Source organism: Symbiopectobacterium sp. Eva_TO (genome assembly GCF_053848865.1).
The window spans coordinates 4,267,670-4,284,804 of the sequence record NZ_JBSPEY010000004.1 but is presented as its reverse complement, the minus strand read 5'-3'; the positions used below and the strand labels follow the sequence as shown (position 1 = coordinate 4,284,804).

At 52.6% G+C, this 17,135-nt stretch carries 14 protein-coding genes and 4 pseudogenes; 11 read left to right on the top strand and 7 right to left on the bottom strand.

The window, feature by feature from the left end; translation table 11 throughout:
- From ACWWJF_RS25035 to ACWWJF_RS25025, 3 genes and pseudogenes are all read right to left on the bottom strand, one after another.
- On the bottom strand, nt 1-1,101 hold the full coding sequence (locus ACWWJF_RS25035; RefSeq protein WP_455870862.1) for a glycosyltransferase: 1,101 nt from the start codon (nt 1,099-1,101) through the stop codon (nt 1-3).
- A 22-nt stretch (nt 1,102-1,123) separates the two neighbouring features.
- A pseudogene (locus ACWWJF_RS25030) lies at nt 1,124-1,967 on the bottom strand (IS5 family transposase).
- Nucleotides 1,968-2,219: 252 nt separating this feature from the next.
- Nucleotides 2,220-3,032, bottom strand: coding sequence for a polysaccharide deacetylase family protein (locus ACWWJF_RS25025; RefSeq protein ID WP_455870861.1), 813 nt, complete (start codon nt 3,030-3,032; stop codon nt 2,220-2,222).
- 383 nt (nt 3,033-3,415) lie between these two features.
- Between ACWWJF_RS25025 and artP the strand changes: the two genes are divergently transcribed.
- The 10 genes and pseudogenes from artP to ACWWJF_RS24975 all read left to right on the top strand — a co-directional run.
- Nucleotides 3,416-4,144, top strand: coding sequence for an arginine ABC transporter ATP-binding protein ArtP (gene artP, locus ACWWJF_RS25020; RefSeq protein WP_455871267.1), 729 nt, complete (start codon nt 3,416-3,418; stop codon nt 4,142-4,144).
- Nucleotides 4,145-4,164: 20 nt separating this feature from the next.
- Nucleotides 4,165-4,896 (top strand): arginine ABC transporter substrate-binding protein, encoded by a 732-nt coding sequence (gene artJ / locus ACWWJF_RS25015; RefSeq protein ID WP_438815171.1) that lies wholly within the window; start codon nt 4,165-4,167, stop codon nt 4,894-4,896.
- Nucleotides 4,897-4,905: 9 nt separating this feature from the next.
- Nucleotides 4,906-5,622, top strand: a complete 717-nt coding sequence (gene artQ / locus ACWWJF_RS25010; RefSeq protein WP_455870860.1) for an arginine ABC transporter permease ArtQ — start codon at nt 4,906-4,908, stop codon at nt 5,620-5,622.
- Nucleotides 5,622-6,290, top strand: coding sequence for an arginine ABC transporter permease ArtM (gene artM / locus ACWWJF_RS25005; protein WP_455870859.1), 669 nt, complete (start codon nt 5,622-5,624; stop codon nt 6,288-6,290). The genes artQ and artM overlap by 1 nt, the downstream gene beginning before the upstream one ends.
- 175 nt (nt 6,291-6,465) lie before the next feature.
- Nucleotides 6,466-6,822, top strand: a pseudogene (locus tag ACWWJF_RS25000) (transporter substrate-binding domain-containing protein); the annotation flags it as partial.
- A 175-nt stretch (nt 6,823-6,997) separates the two neighbouring features.
- Entirely contained in the window at nt 6,998-8,527 is a 1,530-nt protein-coding gene (gene istA, locus ACWWJF_RS24995) for an IS21 family transposase (RefSeq protein WP_455868471.1), read from the top strand.
- 14 nt (nt 8,528-8,541) lie between these two features.
- Nucleotides 8,542-9,297: an IS21-like element helper ATPase IstB gene (istB, locus tag ACWWJF_RS24990; RefSeq protein ID WP_455870858.1), complete on the top strand. Its 756-nt coding sequence runs from the start codon at nt 8,542-8,544 to the stop codon at nt 9,295-9,297.
- Between the two features lie 96 nt (nt 9,298-9,393).
- A pseudogene (locus tag ACWWJF_RS24985) lies at nt 9,394-9,519 on the top strand (transposase); the annotation flags it as partial.
- Nucleotides 9,520-9,591: 72 nt separating this feature from the next.
- Nucleotides 9,592-10,760 (top strand): IS3 family transposase gene (locus ACWWJF_RS24980; RefSeq protein ID WP_455868685.1). Its coding sequence is split into 2 segments (ribosomal slippage): nt 9,592-9,847 and nt 9,847-10,760, totalling 1,170 coding nucleotides; the frame shifts between segments, so codons are not numbered across the junction.
- Between the two features lie 9 nt (nt 10,761-10,769).
- Nucleotides 10,770-10,907: pseudogene (locus ACWWJF_RS24975) on the top strand (IS5/IS1182 family transposase); the annotation flags it as partial.
- Nucleotides 10,908-10,943: 36 nt separating this feature from the next.
- Here the strand turns inward: ACWWJF_RS24975 and ACWWJF_RS24970 are convergent.
- The 3 genes from ACWWJF_RS24970 to pyrC all read right to left on the bottom strand — a co-directional run bounded on the left by ACWWJF_RS24970 (nt 10,944) and on the right by pyrC (nt 12,630).
- A complete protein-coding gene (locus tag ACWWJF_RS24970; protein ID WP_455871285.1) occupies nt 10,944-11,123 on the bottom strand; it encodes a hypothetical protein in 180 nt (59 codons plus the stop codon).
- Nucleotides 11,124-11,205: 82 nt separating this feature from the next.
- Nucleotides 11,206-11,445: a DNA damage-inducible protein I gene (gene dinI / locus ACWWJF_RS24965; protein WP_455870857.1), complete on the bottom strand. Its 240-nt coding sequence runs from the start codon at nt 11,443-11,445 to the stop codon at nt 11,206-11,208.
- A 141-nt stretch (nt 11,446-11,586) separates the two neighbouring features.
- Nucleotides 11,587-12,630 carry a dihydroorotase gene (gene pyrC / locus ACWWJF_RS24960; protein ID WP_455870856.1) on the bottom strand — a complete coding sequence of 348 codons (1,044 nt, stop codon included), beginning with the start codon at nt 12,628-12,630 and terminating at the stop codon, nt 11,587-11,589.
- A 242-nt stretch (nt 12,631-12,872) separates the two neighbouring features.
- Here pyrC and ACWWJF_RS24955 point away from each other — a divergent pair, with 242 nt between their 5' ends.
- A complete protein-coding gene (locus ACWWJF_RS24955; protein WP_455870855.1) occupies nt 12,873-13,160 on the top strand; it encodes a putative quinol monooxygenase in 288 nt (95 codons plus the stop codon).
- Between the two features lie 71 nt (nt 13,161-13,231).
- Here the strand turns inward: ACWWJF_RS24955 and rne are convergent, their stop codons facing one another.
- The gene (rne, locus tag ACWWJF_RS24950) at nt 13,232-16,579 is read right to left on the bottom strand and encodes a ribonuclease E (protein WP_455870854.1); all 3,348 of its coding nucleotides are present in this window, start codon (nt 16,577-16,579) and stop codon (nt 13,232-13,234) included.
- Between the last annotated feature and the right edge of the window lie 556 nt (nt 16,580-17,135).

Below are 17,135 nucleotides of genomic sequence, written 5' to 3'. Positions count from 1 at the left end.
CTAAACCGCGGGTGAGGGTTCCTTATAGGCCAATGCGATAATTTTCTTGACGCAGGCATCGATAGAGTAGCGCAACATCACGTCGTCGCAGGCGTGGCGGGCCCTCTGACGGTAGGGAGCAGGATGCATAAGGAAATCAGCAATAGCATTCTGCCAGGCCGCAACATCATCGCACGGCAGCAATACGCCATTTTCCTGATGGCGGATAACATCCGGGATGCCTCCCACGTCACTCGCCATCACCGGGACGCCAAAATACATCGCCTCAACCAGTGCCATCCCAAAAGACTCATTACGTGAAGGCATCAACACCAGGTCTGCATGCCGGTAGACGGCCGCAGCCGGAAACAGCTTGCCCGCCATCAGCGCGTTATCTTGCAAACCATAGCGTGCAATCATCGCGTTGATAACCTTGTACTCAGGGCCATCACCAACGATCAGATAACGAAATGCATGGCCTGACTGCTTGAGCGCCGCCAACGCGGCTAACGCGGTATCATGTCCTTTTTCACCACGCAGCATACCGACCTGTACAATGACAGGCGACGTACCGGCCTCCAGCCAACATTGCACAGAGACAGGCAAAGGCCGCTCACTTTGAGCATGCAAGGTAGCAAAGTCAAACCCGGGTGCGACTACCTCAATTTTTTCATCACGACAGCCACCCGCAACCATTGCGCGCTTCATACCACTACTGGGCACCACTACCTGATCCGCCAGATAATTGGTGCTAAACGGCTTAATCCTGCTGGTAAGATAGGTTTTTTGCCGCACGAGCGTTGGCTTGTTCCAGGTCAGCTTGGTCGCCAGCGCAGCAATATTTGCATCATGCCCGCTGTGACTGACGACAAATAAGGGATGATATTCATTAATAAGCTGTCTGAAACGCCACAACGAGGGGAAATGATAACTATTTCGAAATGTAATCGGGTATATTGGAATATGTTTTTCTGCGGCAAGTGTAGCAACTTCACTTTCCGGGCGACATGCCAATAGCACCTCAAAGCCTAAATGTTGTAAGGCGTGTAATTGCATCATCGCTTGCAATTCCTGCCCGCCAACATTCTTAGAGGATTCCGTGTAGAGAATGCGTTTTCTCATAAATAAACCTAGGCTGTGTCCCTTAATTACATAACCTCTGGTAAAACAGGCGGATGCAGCCCAGTTTCAACATTGCCAGATAATTCCTCGCCGTTTTGTCGTAACGTGTCGCACTGCGACGGTATTCTTTCAGACGGCCAAAACACCGCTCAACAACGTTCCGATTGCGGTAGGCGTCACGATCGAGCTTTGAACGACCATCCACCGCCATTTTTTCAGTGGATTTTCGGGGGATGACAGTTTTTATACCTCTGTTTTTCCGCTCGTTACGTAATACATGCCCGGAGTACGCCTTGTCAGCGAGTACCGCATGACCACGGCGTTTCATACTGCCGTTCTGGCGTGGAACACCAATACCGTCCAAAAGACGTAGTGCAAACTGACTTTCATGAGCCTGACCGGGGCTCAACACGATGTTTAACGGAAGACCACTTCCGTCTGTAGCCATATGGATTTTGGTGCCAAAACCACCTCGAGAGCGACCCAGCCCATTATCTCCGGTGATATCGGGATGTTTTTTTGAGCACCGGCAGCACATTTCAGCGCCCTGATATTGCTACCATCCAGCGCAGTCGCTGACCAGTCCACGAGGCCATGGGCATCAAGTGATGAAAGTAACTTATTGAAAATAATGTTAATGACTCCCGATTTTGACCATCGATTAAAGCGGTTATAAACGTTTTCCATGGGTCGTATCGCTCAGGTAAATCACGCCATGGGGCACCAGAGCACAGCCCCCAGAACATGCCATTGATAATCATGCGATGCTCAGCCCATGGGCGTCCGGCCTGTGGTGTTGTTGGTTCAGCAGGGAGTAAGGGCTGGATGATAGCCCACGCTTCATCGGGAAGGTCGTAGCGAGCCATAGTTCAAAATGATGTAGAAACAAACAGTTAGTATAACTCATGGGATTAAGGGATACAACCTAGTAAAAACAACCAACACCTTACCCTCAAACGAGAATATGCACGGAGTGTATAACGTCTGGCGTAATTTTATGAGAGCGAAGCTAAACGGAAGGTAAATACTTTTTATACAGAAACGTACTTTCGAAAAATAAATACATAAAATGCCCAGGAACATTATTCTGGGTACGTTGCCATTGCATAAAAAGAACCTCAGGTATAACGCTGACCTTTATGTAATGCAAATAATGAAGAAATAACCGGTGTGGTATAAAGAAACAACCGCCGTTTAAGCCAAGAGGTGTCTTCTCGCTCTTTGGTGCTGATACGTCCCAAGCGCCAGGTCAGGTGTCGGGGCATGTTCATCCGTCGTTCAGTGGTGTAGAGATAGTCAAACCCTTGCGCTTGAGCAATGGCAGCGTAATCGTGGTTATAAAAACCCATAGGCCAGCAAAAATGGCGGCTACACGACCCCAGTCGCGCAAGCAGCGTTTCACGGCACAAACGCAGATCGGTTTCCAATGCGCGGTGGCGCTCAGCAGGATCGGTGATTTGCCAGTCCCAGCGCTGATGCGTATGGGTATGCGCGTGAAACTCCACTAACCCACTGGCTTGCATCTCTTCAATTTCAGACCAACGCATCATCACATCGTCGGCATGGCCGGTGGCGACTTTTTCCTCACACGCTTTGTGAGAGAATGCAATCTCCGTCAGTTGGCGAACGGGTCCGTCGCCAATCTGGCTGGTAATCAGAAAAATATGCGCATGCAGCCCAAGAAGTTTTAACGCCGGAAACGCATAAACCCAATTATCTAAATAACCGTCGTCAAAGGTGATCATCACACTTTTACGCGGCAAAGGCTCCCCGCGGTAAAATCCTTCTAATTCAGCCGCAGTCACGGTTTTCCACCCAGCGCGCGCCAACCAGGCCATCTGTTCGATAAAGGTGTCGGGCGACAGCGTCACCAGCCCAGGTTTAGGGCCAACATGGTGATACATCAGGATGGGAATTGCACTTGCATTCATTCTATTACGCTCTTTTCTGTATGCGCTTGTTGACAGGCACAGCCTACCGTCGCCATTGGTGCGCTAACGCCATAACTAAAAATATACAAACCATTAATTTTTCCACATAAAACCTCAACCATTCATCACTATAACTCATTCACAACCTGTATTTTTTGATGCTATCGATGAGAAACCGCAGCATGATAGTCGCCTATACGGGCAGATTAGCTGTCTGTTATCCTTCGGTCCCGACAATTACAGCCACCCCGCCGCTTAACCGATATTTTGTGCTATTATTTATCCATTAGTCCGCTAATTAGCAAATTTTAACCCACGGCGATTGCATAAGTATCCTGCCGACGTTAACATTCGCGGCATCAATGTCTATTCAATTCTTGCGCATGAGTATTCAACTAAACAGCATTAACTGTTTATATGGCGCGCATCAGGCGCTATTCGATGTCACCCTTGATTGTCCGGCTGGCGAAACGCTGGTGTTATTGGGCCCCAGCGGTGCAGGGAAAAGCTCGCTGCTGCGCGTATTGAACCTGCTGGAAATGCCACGTTCGGGCACGCTTGCCATTGCAGGCAACCAGTTTACGTTTGCACAGCCGCCGAGTGACGGTGCCATTCGTGAGTTGCGCCGCAATGTCGGCATGGTATTTCAACAATACAACCTGTGGCCACACCTGACCGTCACGAAAAACCTGACCGAGGCACCTTGTCGGGTATTGGGGTTGAGCAAAGACGAGGCGCTGGCACGTGCAGACAAACTGTTAACACGTTTACGCCTGCGCGATTTTGCCGATCGTTTCCCGCTGCATTTGTCTGGTGGGCAACAGCAACGCGTGGCGATTGCCCGCGCACTGATGATGGAACCCCAGGTGCTGCTGTTTGATGAACCAACGGCCGCGCTCGATCCTGAAATCACGGCCCAGGTGGTCGGTATTATTCAGGAACTGGCACAGACCGGCATCACCCAGGTGATCGTCACTCACGAAGTGGATTTTGCACGTAAAACTGCCAGCCGTGTGGTGTACATGGAAAATGGCCGTATTGTCGAACAGGGTGATGCGGGCCACTTTACTGCGCCGCAAACCGCTGAGTTCGCCAGTTATCTTTCTCATTGATGAACAAGATGGAAATGACAATGAAAAAATTACTCGTTGCAGCACTCCTCGCCAGCGCCAGCGTTGCCGCCAGCGCCGCTGAAACCATCCGTTTCGCGACTGAAGCCTCTTACCCTCCGTTCGAATTCGTGGGCGATGATAACAAGATCCAAGGGTTTGACGTCGATCTTGCGAATGCGCTGTGCAAAGAGATGAACGCCACCTGTACGTTTAGCAATCAGGCCTTTGACAGCTTGATCCCAGGGCTTAAATTCCGCCGTTATGAAGCGGTTATGGCGGGGATGGATATTACGCCGGAACGTCAGCAACAGGTTACCTTTAGCCAACCTTACTACGACAACTCTGCGCTGTTTATCGCACAGAAAGGCAAAGTGGCCGATATTGGTGCCCTGAAAGGTAAGCGCGTTGGCGTGCAGAACGGTACGACTCACCAGAAATACCTGCTGGACCAACACAAAGATGTGACCACAGTGCCCTATGACAGCTATCAGAATGCCATTCTGGATCTGAAAAGCGGCCGTCTGGACGCGGTATTCGGTGACACCGCCGTGGTGAATGAGTGGCTGAAACAGAATGACCAGTTGGCTACCGTAGGCAGCAGCGTGACGGATAAAAACTACTTTGGTATCGGTTTGGGCATTGCGGTGCGTCAGGGTAACGATGCACTGGTCAAACGCTTCAATGACGCGCTGGACAAAGTCAAACAGGATGGCACTTATCAGTCCATCTACAACAAATGGTTTCAGCAGTAATCTCGCTCAATGATTGAATTTCATCCTCTTGCAAGCGCCGCCGGCATGACCGTCGGCCTTGCCGTTTGTGCACTGGTACTCGGTTTGATTCTGGCGATGCTGTTTGCTGTCTGGGAAATGGCGCGCTGGAAGCCCGTTTCCTGGTGTGGCACAGCGTTAGTGACGCTGCTACGCGGTCTGCCGGAAATTCTGGTGGTGCTGTTTATCTATTTTGGTTCATCACAGCTGCTGCTGATACTGGCTGATGGCTTTACGCTCAGTATTGGTGGCACAGCGTATCCCATCAAGTTAAACATTGAGACGTTTGAAGTCAGCCCGTTTCTGTGCGGTGTGATTGCATTGGCGCTGCTGTATGCAGCCTATGCGTCACAAACGCTGCGCGGCGCGCTCAAAGCGGTCCCGCAAGGGCAGCGCGAATCAGGGCAAGCCCTGGGTTTGAGTAAAGCAGCCATCTTCTTTCGTCTGATCATTCCGCAAATGTGGCGTCATGCCCTGCCCGGTCTCGGCAACCAATGGCTGGTATTGCTGAAAGATACCGCATTGGTGTCACTGATTAGCGTGAACGATCTGATGCTGCAAACCAAGAGCATCGCCACACGTACCCAAGAGCCCTTTACCTGGTATGTGATTGCGGCAGTGATTTATCTGGTAATCACCTTGTTAAGTCAATACGTCCTCAAACGTATCGAACTGCGTACTACGCGTTTTGAACGGAGGCCGTCCTGATGCTCGCCTACTTACCTGAATTGCTCAAAGAGTTGCACACCAGCCTTAGCCTTACGCTGGTGGCGCTGATTGCCGCACTGGTTATCTCTTTGGTGCTGACGGCAGTGCTTGCGTTAAAAACACCGGTGTTGTCGCTGTTATCCCGGGCGTACATCACGCTGTTTACCGGCACACCGCTGCTGGTGCAAATCTTCCTGATCTACTATGGTCCGGGCCAGTTTCCGGCAATCCAGCAGATCCCGTGGTTGTGGCACTTGCTCTCTCAACCCTGGCTGTGCGCCATGATTGCGCTGGCATTAAACAGCGCGGCCTATACTACGCAACTGTTTTACGGTGCGGTACGCGCCATACCTTCCGGGCAGTGGCAATCCTGCGCAGCGCTGGGTATGTCACCGGCACAAACATTGCGTATTTTGCTGCCCTATGCCTTCAAACGCGCCCTATCGTCCTATTCAAACGAAGTGGTGTTGGTGTTTAAAAGTACCTCGCTGGCTTATACCATCACGCTGATGGAGGTGATGGGTTACAGCCAACTGATGTATGGTCGTACCTACGATGTCGCCGTGTTCGGTGCCGCAGGGATTATTTACCTGTGCGTCAATGGGTTGTTAACATTGCTGATGCGGCTCATCGAACGACGTGCACTGGCGTTTGAACACCGTAACTGATCCATCTTGTACGACAAAAAGCAGGCCGAGGCCTGCTTTTTTTGTCTGTTTTATCACCACTCAAATGCATTTTTAATCATTTTATTTGCATATAAATTCATTCAATAGCAATGTGATTACCGTTGAGCGGAAAGCATGCCGCAGGAAAAATTTAAAAAAATCGTTGGAGCACAACATGAAAAAATTCGTGGTCGCCACGTTACTGGCAGGTATGGCATTTGGCGCTAACGCCGCAGACACTATCCGTTTTTCCGCCTCCGCCACCTATCCGCCATTTGAATCTCTCGATGCCAACAACGAGATCGTCGGCTTTGATATGGATCTGGCGAAAGCCCTGTGCAAACAGATGCAAGCTAACTGCACCTTCACCAACCAGGCTTTCGACAGCCTGATTCCGGCGCTGAAATTCCGTCGTTACGATGCCGTGATCTCCGGGATGGACATCACTCCAGAGCACAGCAAGCAAGTGGCCTTTACCCAGCCCTATTATGCCAACTCTGCCGTGGTTATCGCGCAGAAGTGCATATTCGCATCGTGATCGATCAGTGATTCGCATGACAATCGATCACGATTTCGCATCTAAGGTCGATCACTGATTCGCGTCGTATCGATCACTCCGGGACTTAACTCTTCTAACCTCCTCTCCGTTCGCAGTTTCTACTGAAATGGAGATAACGATGGCCAGAAAGAGAAAAAGCAGGAGTCCCATGGAGACTTGTCTTCAGATCTTCAAACTCAAATTTGAGTGCAACCAGTCTAATCGCACCATCGCCGCTGCTCTTAGGGTCAGCCCTTCCACAGTTTATGAGGTGCTCTCCCGTTTTACCGCCGCATCGCTGTCGTGGCCATTGCCTGATGCGCTCTTGCCAGAAAAACTGGAAAAGATGCTGTTCCCCACCCGCAGAATGCGCACCTCGGAGCTTATCGCGCCAGACTGGCTGTATATCGATACCGAGCTAAGACGGCCAGGGGTTACCAGGCAGCTGTTGTGGATAGAATACAGCACCGAAACCGGAGAAATGGCGCTGGGCTACTCTCAGTTCTGCCGTTGTTATCGCCAATGGAAGAAATGCCAGAAACGCTCGATGCGCCAGACCCACCGTGCCGGTGAGAAGCTGTTCATCGACTTCTGCGGGCCCACGGTGCCGGTATCCGACCCCGATACGGGAAATGTGCGCCGGGTCGCCATCTTCGTCGCTGTCATGGGAGCGTCAAATTATACCTATGCAGAAGCCTGCCCCGGTCAGGACATGATGAGCTGGCTGAATGCTAACAGCCACTGCCTGACCTTCCTCGGCGGCGTTCCAGCCCTGCTGGTACCCGATAATCTGCGTAGCGCGGTGAGCAAAGCAGATCGCTACGAGCCGGTCATCAACGACAGCTATCAGTCTTTGGCCTCGCATTACAGCACGGTAGTGATGCCAGCCAGACCCTACAAACCGAAAGACAAGGCCAAAGTGGAAAACGGCGTCCTGCTGGTCGAAAGGTGGCTCCTGGCGCGAATACGCAATGAAACCTTCCATACGATGCATGCGCTCAACGTCAGGCTCAGTGAGCTGATGACCGAGCTGAATAACCGGCCAATGAAAGGTTATGGGGGCCAGAGCCGAGCGCAGCGCTTTGCGCTGCTCGATGCGCCGTGCCTGCAGCCGTTGCCAGCCATGCCCTATGAATACACCGAATACCGTGCGGTGAAGGTCGCTCCTGACTATCACGTCGAATACGACCGCCACTGGTACTCCGTTCCCCATGAGCTGGTTGGTGAAAGGCTGTCGGTAAAAGCGGGTCAGACGTTGGTCCAGGTCTGGCATAAGGGCCGCTGCGTGGCTCAGCACCCTCGCAGCGATCGGCAGTACAGCCACAGCACGAATCCGGCACACATGCCGGTCAATCACCGCGGGCACAGCAGCTGGACACCTGAAAAGCTGCTGGATAATGCCGCGAGAACCGGCAAGGCGACCCGGCAGGTGGTGGAAGCGATGCTAAACGCGAAGAATCATCCTGAGCAGGCTTATCGGGCTGTTCTCGGCCTACTGTCGCTCCAGAAAAAATACGGTGCCGAACGGCTGGAAAAAGCCTGTGACAAGGCCTGCGGGCTGAACCATCCGGAAAGGCGTTTTATCGAGAATCTGCTGCGTCACAACAGGGAGGGCATCGGAGAAACAGTTAAAGGAAATAGAGAGTTACAGCTTCCACTGGAGCACGAGAATCTGCGTGGTCCAAAATATTACCACTGAAAAAGGGAGTCGTTATGACTGATGACCTGCTAACCAAACTTAGAACGCTGAAGCTGTCGGCAATGGCCGATGGCATGATACGCCAGCGTGAGGCACCTGGTACATACAATGAGCTGAGGTTCGCAGAACGCCTGGGGTTACTTGTCGAAGAAGAGCTACTGAATCGTGAAAACAGCCGTGTTGGGCGGTTGAGAAAGCAGGCACGGTTGCGCCACGGTGCAACCCCTGAGGGTATGTACTATCCGGTCTCCCGAGGGTTAAAGGCCGAACAGATGCGCGAGCTTCTGAACGGGCATTACATCACCCACAGCAAGAATATCCTGATAACAGGGCCAACTGGCAGCGGAAAAAGCTGGGTAGGTTGTGCCCTGGGCGAGCAGGCGTGCCGGCAAAAGAGAAGCGTTCAATACTGGCGCATGGGTCGGCTGCTGGATCAGCTTGAGCAGGGCCGACTGGACGGCAGCTGGCTTAAGCAACTGAAACAGCTTCAAAAAATAGAGTTTCTTATCTTGGACGACCTTGGTCTTGAAGTTATCACAACGCGGCAATGCAATGACTTGCTGGAAATAACGGAAGAGCGATATGGGCAAACCAGCACGATCCTTATCAGCCAGTTGCCGGTGGAGCAATGGTACGGAGTGATGGAAAACCCGACGGCGGCAGATGCCTTCCTGGATCGGCTGATCCACAACTCTCACAGAGTGGAGCTTCAGGGAGAATCATTAAGGAAAAATAGCCTGGCAGTGGAAAGCGCAGAAGAAACACGCTAAAACGATAAAAAAGTTAGGTTCCCGGGTGATCGATTACGATGCGAAAACGTGATCGACCTTAGATGCGAATCGATGATCGATCGCATGCGAATACGCAATGGAACCGGCCTGAAGGTCTTTGGCGAAGGCGAATGGAAAGTCCGGCAGCATGGTGCCGACAGACGCAGGGTGTGGCGTAAGCTGCATCTGGCAGTAGACAGTGCGACGCATGAGATTATCTGTGTAGTGGCACACTGATACTGGCCACCTGAGCGGAGGTGATATGCTCACCTCATCAACACGACAGGTGACCTCATGGGTAAACATTTTACGGCGGAATTTAAGCTCGAAGCCGCAAAGCTGGTTGTCGACCACGGCTACACATACGTTAAGGCCGCAGAGGCGGTTAATGTCAGCCATTCTGCCATTAGTCGCTGGGTCAATAAGCTTCGCCTTGAACGACAGGGAAAAACGCCAACGGGACTTCCTCTTACCCCTGAACAGCTCGAGCTGCGTGAGATGAAGAAAAAAGTCCAATGCCTTGAAATGGAGAACGAAATCCTAAAAAAGGCTACGGCGCTCTTAATGTCGGACTCACTCAACGGTTCACGGTAGTCGACAGGCTGAGGGCGCGATACCCGGTCACGGCGTTGTGCCAAACTTTTGAGGTACATCGCAGCAGCTACAGGCACTGGCAGGCTTCCGCTAATGAACCCGACGGTGAGCACGTGGTTAAGTGTAGTCGCGTCATGGAAGCCTGGAACGCCAGCGGCGGCTCTGCCGGCGCTCGAAGTATCGCGACCATCGTCACCGGCAGCTCTGGTGTCAAAATGGGGCGCTGGCTGGCTGGCAAGCTGATGAAGGAGCTGGGTATCGCCAGCTGCCAGCGACCGGCTCACAAATACAAACGCGGCGGCAATGAACACGTTGAAATACCGAACTATCTCAACCGCCAGTTCGCGGTTACCGCGCCGGATCAGGTCTGGTGCGGCGATGTGACCTACATCTGGACGGGCAAATGCTGGGCTTACCTTGCGGTGGTGCTAGACCTGTTCGCCCGCAAACCGGTGGGCTGGGCCATGTCGACGTCGCCGGACTCGGCGCTGACAGTTAAAGCGTTGCAGATGGCCTGGGAACTCCGGGGACAACCAACAGGAGTCATGTTCCACAGCGACCAGGGCAGCCACTATACCAGCCGTCAATACCGGCAAGCCCTGTGGCGCTGCCGGATAAAGCAGAGTATGAGTCGGCGGGGTAACTGCTGGGATAATGCGCCAATGGAGCGGTTCTTCCGCAGCCTGAAGACAGAATGGGTGCCGACAAAGGGTTACAACAGCTTCAGCGAAGCCCAGGACGCGATTATCCGCTACATCACGGGGTATTACAGCGCTATCCGGCCTCACTGGTATAACGGCGGCTTAACTCCAAACGAATCTGAGCGACTGTTCTACATACAGTCTAATGCGGTGGCCAATATTAGTTGACCACTACAGTTCCGGTTCAAAACGCTTCTGGGTGGTCATCTAAGTCTGCGTGACTACGATGCTCAGGTGGGTGAAGCCATGGCGATGGTCAAAGCGCTTAACCGGATCACGCTATTAGGAATGCCGAACAGTATTCGCATCACGTAACAATCGACCTGGGGCACAGTCGTTACAAGTTCTGATTTATTCAACAAAGCCTTTCAAATTATGTAGCAACAGCTGTGCCGTTCTTTCATCCAATGCAAATGCCAGGGAGGAAAACGCCAGTTCCAGCGCATCAATCTTGTGCTGCTGGTCTCCAATGAGCGCCAATAATTCGCCGAACGTCATGGCTTGTTCTGGTTTTTCTACCGTCATTGTCATGTCTCTCCGTCATCGACCATCTACCGGCTAGTGTGAAGACTACAAGGATAAAATAGAAGGTCTCGATTATTAATGCCAGTGATTATTCCGCGCTAAACCAATCGTCGGCGCTCTCCCAGGTTTTCTGAAGAATTTCTGAAATTAACGCTTTATCATCCTTGTTTCCTCCCAATACGCTCAGATTGTTGGCTGCGGCGTAACGAACCTGAATGGCACTATCGGGATAATAACGGTGTACGCGCTGGGTCAATTCGTGCGTCAAGGCTTCAAGGGCGCCAGCGGGTAAAGGGGCTGATTTGGCTAATGTGAGTTCTACGCGCATGATACTCTCCTTTAATTTACTGGTTTTTTATACAGTAAAGGGTCAGGGGGAGCAATAGGGCTGATACAAATATGTGGTGGTGAAATGCAAAGGCCGTTAAAAGCCTGTGCGCCGCGAATATGCAACACACGGGCGGTGAGATTAACGTACTTGCCAGTCCAAGGTTTGACCGGCAAGGAAGGGCACCAGCGCGTCATCACCTAACGCGATGCTTTCTGGGAAGGTCGTGGGAGCCTTATGCAGTTCAATCCAGCCCTCATTCATGGGTAAACCGTAAAATGCGGGTCCATTGAGCGAGCAGAACGCTTCTAACTTATCCAGCGCGCCGATCTCTTCAAACACGTTGGCGTAGGCACAAAGCGCGGCCTGCGAATTGAATACCCCGGCACAGCCACAACTTGCTTCTTTCTTGTGGCGCGCATGAGGCGCTGAATCCGTACCGAGGAAGAAACGGTCGGAACCACTGGCGATCGCATCGCGCAGTGCCTGTTGGTGAATATTGCGTTTCAGAATCGGCAGGCAATACAAGTGAGGCCGCACACCGCCCACCAGCATGTGGTTGCGGTTAAACATCAGGTGTTGCGGTGTTACGGTAGCGCCCAGATAGCGATCGCCGTCCAACACGTATTGTGCGGCTTCGCGGGTTGTTATGTGTTCAAACACGATTTTCAGTGTAGGGAAGCGTTTGCGCAGCGGCTCCATGACTGATTCGATAAAACGGGCTTCGCGGTCGAAAATATCGATCGCTGGATCGGTCACTTCGCCGTGAATCAGCAGCGGCATGCCGATGTCTGCCATCTGCTCAAGGATAGGGTAGATATTGGCGACATCGGTAACACCAAAACTGGAGTTGGTGGTCGCGTTTGCTGAATAGAGCTTGGCGGCGGTAAATACCCCTTGTTGGAAGCCTGCCACGACCTCTTCCGCGTCTAGCGAGTCTGTCAGATAGCATGTCATCAACGGTTGAAAATCGTCACCTGCCGGGATCGCGGCGATAATGCGTTCGCGATAGGCCAGCGCACTGGTGATGCTGGTGATCGTCGGTGTCAGGTTGGGCATTACAATCGCGCGGCCAAAATGACGACTGGTAAACGGCAACACGGTTGCGAGTACGTCATCGTCGCGCAGGTGAAGATGCCAGTCATCAGGACGGCGAATTTTTAATACGGTAGACAGTGTTGTCATGAAAAGCGCTCCAGCGGGCTAAATGTCACGAGCAGATACGGCGGGACACAAGCATAAGCGCAAAGTGCTGGGAATGCACCCGTTTGTTGCTGGCGAAACCTTATTCGAGGCGAGTGGCGTTCTGTGCTAACCACGGTGGTACAGGGTACACGGTGGGGAAAGAGTAGCGTATGGTAAGTCCCATCGCTAATTTCTCAGTCTGGCCATTCAAGGCCCGTTGGGATACCTAACAGGAGCAACATATGGAATTGCGTATTGTCGCCAGTATTCAGGCTAAACCAGAACACGTTGATGCCGTCGCACAAGCGATTAAAAAAGTGGTGGCACCCAGTCGTGCCGAAACGGGAAACCTGCAATACGATCTGCACGAATCACTGGAAGCGCCGGGTACGTTCGTCTTTTTTGAACGCTGGGCAAGTCGTGAGGTCTTGACGGAGCACGAAGCAACCCCGCACTTTCAGCAACTGGTGACCGAGTTGGAAGGCAAAACGCTGGGTATGGTAATAACCCCGCTGCGTGCGCTGATTTAAGCTACGATGTTTTCAATACAGATATAAAAAAAACCCCTCCGAAGAGGGTTTTTTTTGCCTGGATGGCGTATTTACTCAAACGCGGCGGGTTTTGCTGCTGCTGCGGTCGCGTGGTTGACGGCAGAGTGACCACCCGCGCTGCCTTTACCGGCGAACTCGGTGGTCGGGCGTACCCAATCGCTGTGGCGCGGTGCTTCCGCCTCGTAGGCTGGCGCAGGCGCTTTGGTCATCGGTGCGGAGGTAGAGTGCTGTTGTTTAGCCGTGCTGCGTAACGGTTGTACCGTACGAGTCGTGGTCGCAACAGAAGACTCGGCAACCACGGGCGCAGGTTCGACAGCTGCAATGGGTGCAACGGTCTCAATCGCGTCGGCTGCTGTCACGGCCGTTTCAGCTGTTTCGACTTCAGTCGTTTCAACTTCAGCAACCGCTGGTGCGGTTTCTTCCGTTGCCTGAGGAACCGACGCTACTGCGGGGTATTCCTCAACGGCTTCAACAGGTGCCTGCTCAGCGCTTGGTGCGGGTGCCGCTGGTGTTACCACCGGCTGTTCCTCGACAACTGGGCTTTGCTCTGAGGCGGTTTCCGTGCTAGAGACAGGCTCAGTCACTTCTGCATCAGCAACCTCAACGGGTTTTGTTGTTACGACCGCCTCAGGGGCTACGGCCTGTTCAACGGTAACAGGTGCTTCGACCGAGTCTTGTGCGACATTTTCAGCTGCGACCGGCGCAGGACTAACCGTGTCGTCTACGAGCGGTGAGATGACGATGTCCGTTGCAGGTGTTGCAACAGGCTGTGCTTGCTCGTCAAGTGCAGCAATGACTGGCAGTGCCGCAATGGGTGCTTCGACAGCTGGTGCCAGCTCAGCCGACTGTTCGTCGTTTTGTGCCAATGCAGCCACCGGATAGCGGACCCACACTTTACCGGATGCCATCTCCGGCGAAGCAGAAGCCTGCGCCAACGGCATCGGCGATTGTGTCGGATAACGCTCATCACGATAGCGACGACGACGTTGACCACTCACGCGCAGATGACGCGGTGAACGGCGCGAGCGGCGTGGCATATTGGCATCACTACGGCCCGCCTCTGCCTGCTCTGCGTTGGCTTCGGTCTCCGCAGGCGCGTTAGTCACGGCATCCGTCAACAGTGGCAGCGCGTGTTCTGCTACCGGTGCAGGGGATGTTGATGCTTCAACCTGGTTTTCAGCGTGTGCTACGTCACTGTCAATGATACGCACTTTCTGTGTTAACTGGCGGCGCTGACGGCGCGGCATTACCGGCGTCGGTTTCTCCTGTTCACTCTCATCCTGTGCGCTTTCTTCATCACTGTTCAGGGCTTTAACATCTTGCTGGGCCTGACGTTTTTCATCCTGACGACGACGTTGACGCTCTGCACGTTGTTCACGACGTTGCTGATCGTCACGTGGTGCTTTTTCTACCGCTTCTTCAACAGGAGCGGCAGATTCTGTCACCGCTGGCGCGTTCTGACGTTTATTGCGACGGTTCTCATCCCGTGATTCGCGGTTACTGTCACGGCTTTCTTTGTTACCATCACGGCCGTCACGCGCGCCATCACGTTGATTACGATCGCGACGGTTGCCCGATCCTTGACGACGACCGGAACGACGCTCTTGCCATTGCTCCGTCGAGGCGGTTTCTTGCGTGTTGGTGCTTTCCGGTTGGTTTTCCGCGCTGGCGAACATGTTTTTCAACGCGCCGAACAGACGGCCAAACAGCCCAGGCGTTGCAGGCGCAGAAACTTGCTCTGGCGCTGTTTTTGCCGCTGGTTTCGGTGTGATTACTGGCGATTCAGGCAGGTCAGGCATGGTGAACGTGGCCAAGGCCGGTTGCTCAGGAATCTTGCGCTCCAGAGATTGCTCTTCCTGAACCTGTTGTGCCTCTGCATCAAGACGCTGCGGCAGCAGATAGCTGAGCGTGGTCTTTTCTTCACCTTTACGCACACGCAGAACGTGGTAGTGCGGCGTTTGCATACCATCGTGCGGCACGATAACGGCACGAACGCCACCCTGACGTTTCTCAATGGCATTCACGGCTTCGCGTTTTTCGTTCAGCAGATAAGACGCGATAGGCACCGGTACGATAGCGTGAACTTCCCGGGTGTTCTCTTTCAGCGCTTCTTCTTCAATCAAACGCAGGATAGAGAGCGACAGGGATTCGTTATCACGGATAGTGCCCGTCCCGCTACAGCGCGGACAGACGTGATGGCTGGATTCACCGAGCGACGGGCTCAACCGTTGACGAGACATTTCCAGCAGGCCGAAGCGAGAGATGCGACCAATCTGAATACGGGCGCGATCCTGACGAACGGCATCGCGCAGGCGGTTTTCCACTTCGCGCTGGTGGCGAACCGGGGTCATGTCGATAAAGTCGATAACAATCAAGCCACCGAGGTCACGCAGACGCAACTGGCGGGCGATTTCATCAGCCGCTTCGAGGTTGGTGTTGAAGGCGGTTTCTTCGATATCACCGCCGCGTGTTGCGCGGGCCGAGTTGATATCGATCGCCGTCAATGCTTCTGTGGTATCGATGACAATCGAGCCGCCAGAAGGCAAGCTCACTTCACGCTGGAAAGCGGATTCAATCTGCGATTCGATCTGATAGTGGCTGAACAACGGAATTTCACCGCTGTACAATTTGATTTTGCTGCTGAAATCTGGACGACCCAGAGCAGAAATATGTTCTTTGGCAAGGTCGAGGATTTTCGGGTTATCGATAAGAATTTCACCGATATCCGGGCGTAAATAGTCGCGGAATGCGCGAACAATAACATTGCTTTCCTGATGAATCAGGAAAGGGGCAGGGCGACCTTCTGCCGCTTTTTTGATGGCATCCCAGTGTTTCAGACGGAACGCCAGATCCCACTGGAGCGCATCGGCAGATTTGCCAACACCAGCGGTACGCACGATAAGCCCCATGCCATCAGGCAGTTCGAGCGAGCTCAGTGCTTCTTTCAATTCGGTGCGATCGTCGCCTTCAATGCGACGAGAAATGCCACCCGCGCGCGGGTTGTTCGGCATCAACACCAGATAGCTGCCCGCCAGGCTGATAAAGGTAGTCAGCGCTGCACCCTTGTTGCCACGCTCTTCTTTGTCAACCTGAACAATAACTTCCTGTCCTTCGCGCAACACGTCTTTGATGTTGGGACGACCGTGGGAGGCATAGTTACTGGGGATGTATTCGCGAGCAATCTCTTTTAACGGAAGGAAACCATGTCTTTCTGCGCCGTAATCAACAAAAGCAGCTTCAAGACTGGGTTCGATGCGGGTGATTTTTCCTTTATAGATATTGGCTTTTTTCTGCTCATGGCCTGGGCTTTCAATATCCAGATCGTAGAGCCGTTGGCCATCAACCAAAGCAACACGCAACTCTTCTTGCTGAGTCGCGTTAATTAACATTCTTTTCATCTTAACTTACTCGTTATTTTTACTTGCATCATTGATAGAGCTACGGACAAAGATGCTGAATGACCGGGTTCACCGATGGCCTCGTGGCTTATCGCAGGGACGTCAACCTCTCGGTTGTCGCCTGCATAGAGGCGCATATTTCGGTGGCCTGTATTTCCTGATGGAAAACAGCACATTTATTGAGGGAACAGCTTCTGAAGAAGGGTCACCAGATCTGATTCCATTTACCGGTCAAGCTGACATCCGCAGCCCGCTAACTGCTTGATTACGCATTACGTCTTACGCCATTGCTGCGTTTATGCGTTATCAGGCAAATTTACCTATTTTGCCCTTTCCACTGTTTCAGGAAGATAGGCGGGTAAAACAACAGCATTATTCCATTGCTGGTACTGTTATAGCAAGGTGACTTTACGGATGTGCAACAAAATTGTTGTCGTGATTTTTATCAAATGTGCGAGCAGTATGACTGAAGTTCGCGCGTTCGATGGCAATCAGTTGGCCCAATATCTCGGTAACAGCCCATTAAGTACCTGACAGACAGTTAAGCACATAAAAA